This window comes from Halomonas sp. A3H3 (assembly GCF_000982975.1).
Classification (GTDB): Bacteria; Pseudomonadota; Gammaproteobacteria; order Pseudomonadales; family Halomonadaceae; genus Vreelandella; species Vreelandella titanicae.
This window is the reverse complement of sequence record NZ_HG423344.1, coordinates 150,374-157,085: the sequence shown is the minus strand read 5'-3', so window position 1 is coordinate 157,085 and position 6,712 is coordinate 150,374. Positions and strand designations below refer to the sequence as shown.

The following is a 6,712-nucleotide window of genomic DNA, read 5'->3' as shown; positions in this document are numbered from 1 at the left end:
GATCTCGTCAGTGCTATCAGTGGCTGGCATGAGGAGATGCTGACCTACTTCGAGACCGACATCCCGATCACCAACGCCTTCACGGAGTCAATCAACCGGCTGGCCAAGGATAAGAACCGCGATGGCCGTGGCTACTCATTCGAGGTGATGCGGGCCCGGATGCTCTACACCACCAAGCACAAGAAGAAGGTGCCGCAGACCAAGGAATCCCCCTTCCTGGGCAAGGCCACCATGACCTACAGCATGGGTCTTCCCGAGCCTGAGAAAAACTACGGCGTCGATCTATCAACCTTCTGGAAGAGTTAAGGGTTCGAAGGAGCAAGGGGCTCCATCTACCACTTAATCCGGATACCCGTTTGAATTAGGCCTTATCTCTCCGACGCCACTAACCATTAATCCCCTGGTGACTCAAATCACCAACGGATCCGCTCGCGTGAATGCTCAAGCGCAATTATGACAATATTTACCTAACGCGGAGCGCGACGGGGTCCCGACGATTCTCCCGGCAACAGAGTTAACCGCATATACTCCCCAATGGAGTCATTCCAGTGTTCTGATGGAAGAAGTGGATAAAAGCACTGTCTGAGGAGAATTCCAACTGGTAGGCCACATCGTTAACCTGACGCTGGGCAGCGAGCAGTTCAATTGCTGCTAGCAGGCGCCACTGTTACATTTCTTCTCCTTTAGGCTGGCTTTTGCTCAACGGACGTTAGCCCTACGATGCATTTATATATAGCCCCCGGACCGTCCTCTGCCGTTCGCGACCGCCGATGCCCTATGACTGGATGTCGTTCAATATCGTCACGCCCCCACAGCGAGCCGTGACGCAGGCAATCCCCCCACCGCCCTCCCTACGGTGGCGCTCTAGCCGGAGAGCCCCAGCTTATTCCAGCGGTAGCTGTACTGGCGAGGAGTCAGGCCCAGCAGCTGGGCGGCACGGGTCTTGTTGCCTCCCGCTCGCTGCAGGGCACGATAGAGCGCCTCGGGACTGTGGGAGGTGGCCGGCACATAGGGCCGCACATCACTCAGCGTCTCCTCGGGGCCAGCGTCGATCCCGCGGGGATCGGCGGCCGATGGCAGTGACAGGGAGGCCTCCGGTAGAAAGCGTTCGATATCCGCAGCTTCCAGTGCCGGATGATCGCAGAGCAGCACCATGCGTTCAATCACGTTGCCTAACTCACGAATATTGCCCGGCCAAGGATACTGCTGGAGCCGCTCGATGGCACCGGCGGTAAGGTGCACATTGCGCTGGCTGGCCTGGTTGACCCGGTTGAGGTGGTGTAGCGCCAGCGCCGGAATATCGCCGCTGCGCTGAGCTAGGGAGGGAAGCCGGATGGGAATGACGTTGAGCCGGTAATAGAGATCCTGGCGGAAGGCGCCTCGGGCGACCTCCTCCTCGAGGTTACGGTTGGTGGCTGCCACCAACCTCACGTCGATACGAATCTCACACTTGCCCCCCAGGCGCGAGATGCATCCCTCCTGCAGGGCACGCAGCAGCTTAGTCTGCATGGCGAGCGGCAGCTCGCCGATCTCGTCGAGAAACAGGGTACCGCCATCAGCCTGCTCGAAGGAACCCTGGCGAAGAGACTGAGCCCCGGTGAAAGCCCCCTTCTCGTAGCCGAACAGCTCCGACTCGAACAGGGTCTCGGGGATCGCCGCACAGTTGACCTTGATGAAGGGCGCCTCTCGCCGCGGGCTGGCCAGGTGCAGGGCCCGGGCAAAGAGCTCCTTGCCGGTGCCCGATTCGCCCAGCAGCAGCACGCTGGCGGTGGAGTCCGAGACCTGTTCGAGCTCGGCAATCGCCTGTACCAGCCGCGGCGAGTTGCCCACGATGCCGTAGCGACTGGCGCTGGCGTCCAGCGCCCGTGAGAGCAGCCGGTTCTGCTGCTGAAGCGACTCGGTGCGCTCGCGCATCTGGGCATGCAGCTGCAGCAGCTGGCCCGTATGGGCCGCCAGCAGTTTGAGAATCTGCAGATCATCGGCCAGCGGCCGCGGCCGGTGCCGGATGCGATGACAGGCCAGCACACCAAGGGTACGCTGGGCCACGCGAATCGGCTGGGCGATAAACGAGACCGGCCCTTCTGGAAGCAGTCGACGCTCCACCATGCGCCCCAGGAAGTGGGGGTCGTTGTCGATGTTCTGGGAGATCACCAGCTGGCCGCTAGCCAGGACTCGCCCGGTGATGCCCTCGTTGAGGGCGTAGCGTCCACGTGCTATCTCCTCGCGCGTCAGCCCGTAGGCATAGCGAATCTGCCCGGACTCCCCCGTTTCGTCGAATAGCACGATCCTTCCCCGGTTGAGACCCAGCAGCTCCGAGAGCAGGTGCAGCATCTCCTGAAGCGCCGGCCCCGGGTCCAGCTCGCGTCCGGCCAGCGCCATCACCTGCTGTAGCAGCAGCATTTCCTGAGTCCGCCAGTAGGATGCGGAACACCCGTCATCCCCCGGCGATTCCGAGCGCCCCTCCTGGGGTGATACGAGACTCTCCATCGGCTACCTCCCGAAACGATAACTCCCTCCGGCCACAAACGGCCGGAGGGAGTCCCTGTGCTGTATGTAGGATCAATAGCTCTTGTAGGGCAGGAACTTGCCAGAGAGCACCACGTTGACCCGATCGCCGTTGGGGTTTTCCTCGCGTTGGATATCCATGGAGAAATCGATGGCGCTCATAATGCCGTCACCGAACTCCTCGTGGATCAGCTCTTTGATGGTGGTGCCATAGACGCTGACCACCTCGTACCAGCGGTAGATCAGCGGGTCGGAGGGCACCTCGGAGGGCAGCGACCCCTTGTAGGGCACCACCTGTAGCCAGGCCACCGCCTCGTCGGAGAGACCGAAGATCTCCCCCAGCACCTCGGCCTGCTGCTTGTTGAAGGTCATCTGGCCGAGGCAGCCGGCGGTGGTCCACTCCTTGCTCAGGCCCACGGCCTGGGCCACGTCGCTCCACTTCACGCCCTTGCTCACCTTGGCGGAGAGGATCATCTCGGTCACTTGCTTACGGTCGGTAATCATCGTGGTTTCTCCTGGTCACTCATCGAGGGGTACTGGGTAAAAGAGGCCGAGCGGGAAGCATCCCCGCCTCAGGCCGGGCCTGCCGCGGCGCGGCGGGGCGTATTCGTCGGCGGCTCATCATCCCGGGAGGCGACGACCTTCAGGGAGTCGAGCCCCGGCCGCACCACCCTGGGCTCGCCGTAGGCGGCCTTGAGGTCGGGCGTCTCCTGGAGCTTCTTCGAGCGGTGCACCAGGAAGTCCACCAGATGGTTGCGCAGCCGGTAGAACTGGGGGTCGTGGTGCATCGTCTCCCGCTGCCGCTCCCGGGGCAGCGTATTGATGACGATCTCGGCGATATGGGCCCGGGGGCCGTTGCTCATCAGCAGGATCTTGTCGGCCAGCAGGATCGCCTCGTCCACGTCGTGGGTGATCATGAAGACCGTCTGACGGGTATCGGCGCAGATCCTGAGCAGCTCGTCCTGGATCACGCCCCGGGTCAGGGCGTCCAGGGCGCCGAAGGGCTCGTCCATCAGCAGCATCTTGGGCTCCACCGCGAAGGCCCGGGCGATGCCGACCCGCTGCTTCATGCCGCCGGAGAGCTCCGCGGGCTTCTTCTTCTCCGCCCCCGCCAGGCCCACCATCTTCAGGAAGCGGGCGCCGTGCTCGGCCACCTGGTTGCGCGACCACCCCGGATGGCGGGAGCGCACCGCAAAGGCGATGTTCTCCTCCACGCTCAGCCAGGGCAGCAGCGCATGGCCCTGGAACACCACGCCGCGATCGAGGCTCGGGCCGTCCACCTCCTTGCCGTCCATCACGATGCCCCCGCGGCTGGCCTGCTCCAGGCCGGCCAGGGCGTTGAGGATGGTGCTCTTACCGCATCCCGAGTGGCCGATGATGCAGATGAACTCGCCCTTGTGGATGGAGAAGCTCACGTTCCCGAACACCGGCGGCAGATCGCTGCGATACTGCTTGGCCAGGCCCTCCACCTTGACGAAGGGCACTTCGCTGTCTTTCACATCATTCGACATAGGTCACCTTCCTCTGCAGTTGGGCAAACATCAGGTCCAGCAGCATGCCGATCAGGCCGATCATCAGGACCGCGAAGATCACGTTGTTCAGCGACAGGTTGTTCCACTCGTTCCAGACGAAGTAGCCGATCCCGGTCCCGCCCACGAGCATCTCGGCGGCGACGATGACCAGCCAGGCGATGCCCATGGAGATGCGCATGCCGGTGATGATGGTGGGCGCCGCGGCGGGCAGGATTACCCGGAAGGCCTTGCGCAGGGGGTTCACCTCCAGGGTCCGCGCCACGTCCAGCCAGTCCTTGCGCACCCCCGCCACGCCGAAGGCGGTATTGACCAGCATCGGCCAGATGGAGCAGATGAAGATCACGAAGATGGCCGAGATGGTGGAGTCCTTGATGGTGTAGAGGGCGATGGGCATCCAGGCCAGCGGCGAGATGGGCTTGAGCACCTGGATGAAGGGGTTGAGGGTCTGGTAGAGCAGCGGCGACATGCCGATCACGAATCCCAGGGGGATGGCCACCGCCATGGCCAGCAGGAAGCCCGCCGCCACCCGCCACAGGGAGTGGGCGAGCTGGATGCCGATGCCCTTGTCGTTGGGGCCGTTGTCGTAGAAGGGGCTGGCCAGGTGGCCCAGAGCGCTGGAGGCGAACTCGCCAGGGGTGGGAAAGCCGGAGCTGCGTTCGCTCTCCGCGGAGAGCCCCATCAGCATGGCGTACTCCGGGTCCAGCGCCTCGCCGCCACCGCTGGCGGTGACCTGGGTCGCCGCCTGCCAGATGCCGACCAGCACCAGCAGCAGCAGGCAGGAGAGCAGCCCGGCGCGCAGTTTCAGTGTCTTGTCCATGGTGTCATCCTCGATTCAGTCGGCTGTCGGGCTCAGGCCCGCGACAGCGGCAGGCTCTGCAGATACTCGTCAGCCCGATGGGGGTCGAAGGTGCGGCCCATGATCTCGAAGCTGGGGTAGCCATCCAGCGGCTCCTGCTCCGCCTCGGCCATGCCGAGCTCCGCCATCTGGCGCCTGGCGTCGGTCATCAGGAACACCTCCTCGGCCAGCGCCTTGAAATCCACCTCCTGCTTCAGGTAGCCCCAGCGCTTCATCTGGGTGAGCATCCAGGTCGCCATGCCGTACCAGGGCATCGGCTCGAAGCCGGAGCGGTCGGGCTGGTCCTGGATGCCGCCCAGGCCGTCGGCGTAGCGCCCGGTCAGCGCCTGGCGAATGACGATCTCCGGCTGGTTGAGGTAGTTGGGGGTGGAGATCGCCTCGGCGATGGTGCCGAGGTTGGCCGGATCCCGGGCCATGGCGGAGGCGTTGAGCACCGCCCGATAGAGCGCGGCGAAGGTGTTGGGATTCTCCTGGATGAACGCCTCGGACATGCCGAAGGAGCAGCAGGGGTGGCCGTTCCAGATCTCCTTGGTCAGCAGGTGCAGGAAGCCGATCTGGTCGTAGACGGCGCGCTGGTTGAAGGGGTCCGGCCCCAGGAAGCCGTCGATGTTGCCGGCGCGCAGGTTGGCCACCATCTCCGGGGGCGGCGTGACCCGAAGCTGGACGTCGTTGTCCGGGTCGAGGCCGTGCTCGGCCAGGTAGTGGCGCAGCAGGAAGTTGTGCATGGAGTATTCGAAGGGGATGGCGAAGCGGAAGCCCTTCCAGTTGCGCGGGTCGCGGTTGTCCTTGTGCTTCATGGCCAGGGTGATGGCCTGGCCGTTGGTGTTCTGGATGGTGGCCACGCGCATGGCCTGTCGCGACGAGCCTAGCCCCAGGGAGATGGCCAGCGGCATGGGCGCCAGGAAGTGGGAGGCGTCCAGCTCGCCGTTGAGCATCTGGTCGCGCACCAGGGCCCAGCCCGAGCTCTTGATCAGCGAGACGTTCAGCCCCTGTTCGGCGTAGAAGCCCAGCGGGTCGGACATGATCAGCGGCGTGGCACAGTTGATGGGAATGAAGCCCACCCGCAGGTCCTTCTTCTCCAGCGGCCCCTGGCGCTCCTCGGCCATGGCCTGCAGGCTCTCCATGGGCAGCACGCTGGCGATGGCCGCCATGGCGCTGCCCATGCCCACCGCCTTGAGGAAGCGCCGCCGGGTGGCATCGTGGGGAAACAGTGCCTTGACCGCCGCCGCCTCCACGAAGTCCCGGGAGAGGGTATCGGGGTCCTGCGCCCTCGCCTGCCTGGCCGCTGCATCGTGGTCCGCCTGGCTCTGGTGCTGGCCGCAGCTGCAGCCGCCCAGGCGGGAGTCGCTCGAGTAGGGACGGTAGATATTGTTGTCGCTCATGGCTTGTCCTCGAAGGTGTTGTGCAAGGGGTCAGGCGGCGCGGCGGCCGGCGCCCACGCTCAGGGTGGCCAGGACGCGCTCGCCCTGGCGCTGTTCCATCTCGAGCCGCTCCGCGTCGTCGCTGACCGTGACCCAGTCGGCATCGGGATCCGGCCGGCCGCTCAGGGTGATCGGCAGCTGCCGGGTCTTGAGGCGCACCACCGGCGCCGCGTGGCGGTAGCCCGGGTGGTCACGCTCCAGCAGCGCATGGGCCAGGGCCTCGGCCTGGCGCGCCAGCGGTTCGATGAAGCGACATGGCTGGCCCTCGATGGCGATGCAATCGCCCAGGGCGAAGATGCCGGGCACGCTGGTGGCCAGGGTGCGCCCGTCGACGCAGATCCCGCCGGCGAAGTCGAGCCCGGCCTGACGCGCCAGGCGCGGCTCGGTGGCAAGCCCGG

Annotated in this window: 7 protein-coding genes and 1 pseudogene; 1 reads left to right on the top strand and 7 read right to left on the bottom strand. The window is 64.9% G+C overall.

What is annotated here, in order from left to right:
- A partial coding sequence (locus HALA3H3_RS25885) for a transposase (protein ID WP_144410472.1) occupies positions 1 to 306 on the top strand: 306 nt, incomplete at its 5' end.
- A gap of 208 nt (positions 307 to 514) precedes the next feature.
- Here HALA3H3_RS25885 and HALA3H3_RS27980 read toward each other — a convergent pair.
- The 7 genes and pseudogenes from HALA3H3_RS27980 to HALA3H3_RS27025 all read right to left on the bottom strand — a co-directional run.
- Positions 515 to 610: a hypothetical protein gene (locus tag HALA3H3_RS27980; RefSeq protein WP_244286630.1), complete on the bottom strand. Its 96-nt coding sequence runs from the start codon at positions 608 to 610 to the stop codon at positions 515 to 517.
- Between the two features lie 254 nt (positions 611 to 864).
- Positions 865 to 2,400, bottom strand: a complete 1,536-nt coding sequence (locus HALA3H3_RS25880) for a sigma-54 interaction domain-containing protein (RefSeq protein WP_238326138.1) — start codon at positions 2,398 to 2,400, stop codon at positions 865 to 867.
- A 159-nt stretch (positions 2,401 to 2,559) separates the two neighbouring features.
- A complete protein-coding gene (gene cynS / locus HALA3H3_RS25875) occupies positions 2,560 to 3,009 on the bottom strand; it encodes a cyanase (protein ID WP_022524343.1) in 450 nt (149 codons plus the stop codon).
- A gap of 68 nt (positions 3,010 to 3,077) precedes the next feature.
- Positions 3,078 to 4,016 carry an ABC transporter ATP-binding protein gene (locus HALA3H3_RS25870; RefSeq protein ID WP_022524342.1) on the bottom strand — a complete coding sequence of 313 codons (939 nt, stop codon included), beginning with the start codon at positions 4,014 to 4,016 and terminating at the stop codon, positions 3,078 to 3,080.
- A complete protein-coding gene (gene ntrB, locus HALA3H3_RS25865; protein ID WP_022524341.1) occupies positions 4,006 to 4,854 on the bottom strand; it encodes a nitrate ABC transporter permease in 849 nt (282 codons plus the stop codon). The genes HALA3H3_RS25870 and ntrB overlap by 11 nt, the downstream gene beginning before the upstream one ends.
- Before the next feature lie 32 nt (positions 4,855 to 4,886).
- Positions 4,887 to 6,275, bottom strand: a complete 1,389-nt coding sequence (locus HALA3H3_RS25860; RefSeq protein ID WP_022524340.1) for an ABC transporter substrate-binding protein — start codon at positions 6,273 to 6,275, stop codon at positions 4,887 to 4,889.
- A 30-nt stretch (positions 6,276 to 6,305) separates the two neighbouring features.
- Positions 6,306 to 6,712: pseudogene (locus HALA3H3_RS27025) on the bottom strand (rubredoxin); the annotation flags it as partial.

Coding starts and splice junctions, on each gene's coding strand:
- cynS (WP_022524343.1), bottom strand. CDS start 3,009: ATGATTACCGACCGTAAGCAAGTGACCGAGATGATCCTCTCCGCCAAG.
- HALA3H3_RS25860 (WP_022524340.1), bottom strand. CDS start 6,275: ATGAGCGACAACAATATCTACCGTCCCTACTCGAGCGACTCCCGCCTG.
- HALA3H3_RS25870 (WP_022524342.1), bottom strand. CDS start 4,016: ATGTCGAATGATGTGAAAGACAGCGAAGTGCCCTTCGTCAAGGTGGAG.
- HALA3H3_RS25880 (WP_238326138.1), bottom strand. CDS start 2,400: ATGCTGCTGCTACAGCAGGTGATGGCGCTGGCCGGACGCGAGCTGGAC.
- ntrB (WP_022524341.1), bottom strand. CDS start 4,854: ATGGACAAGACACTGAAACTGCGCGCCGGGCTGCTCTCCTGCCTGCTG.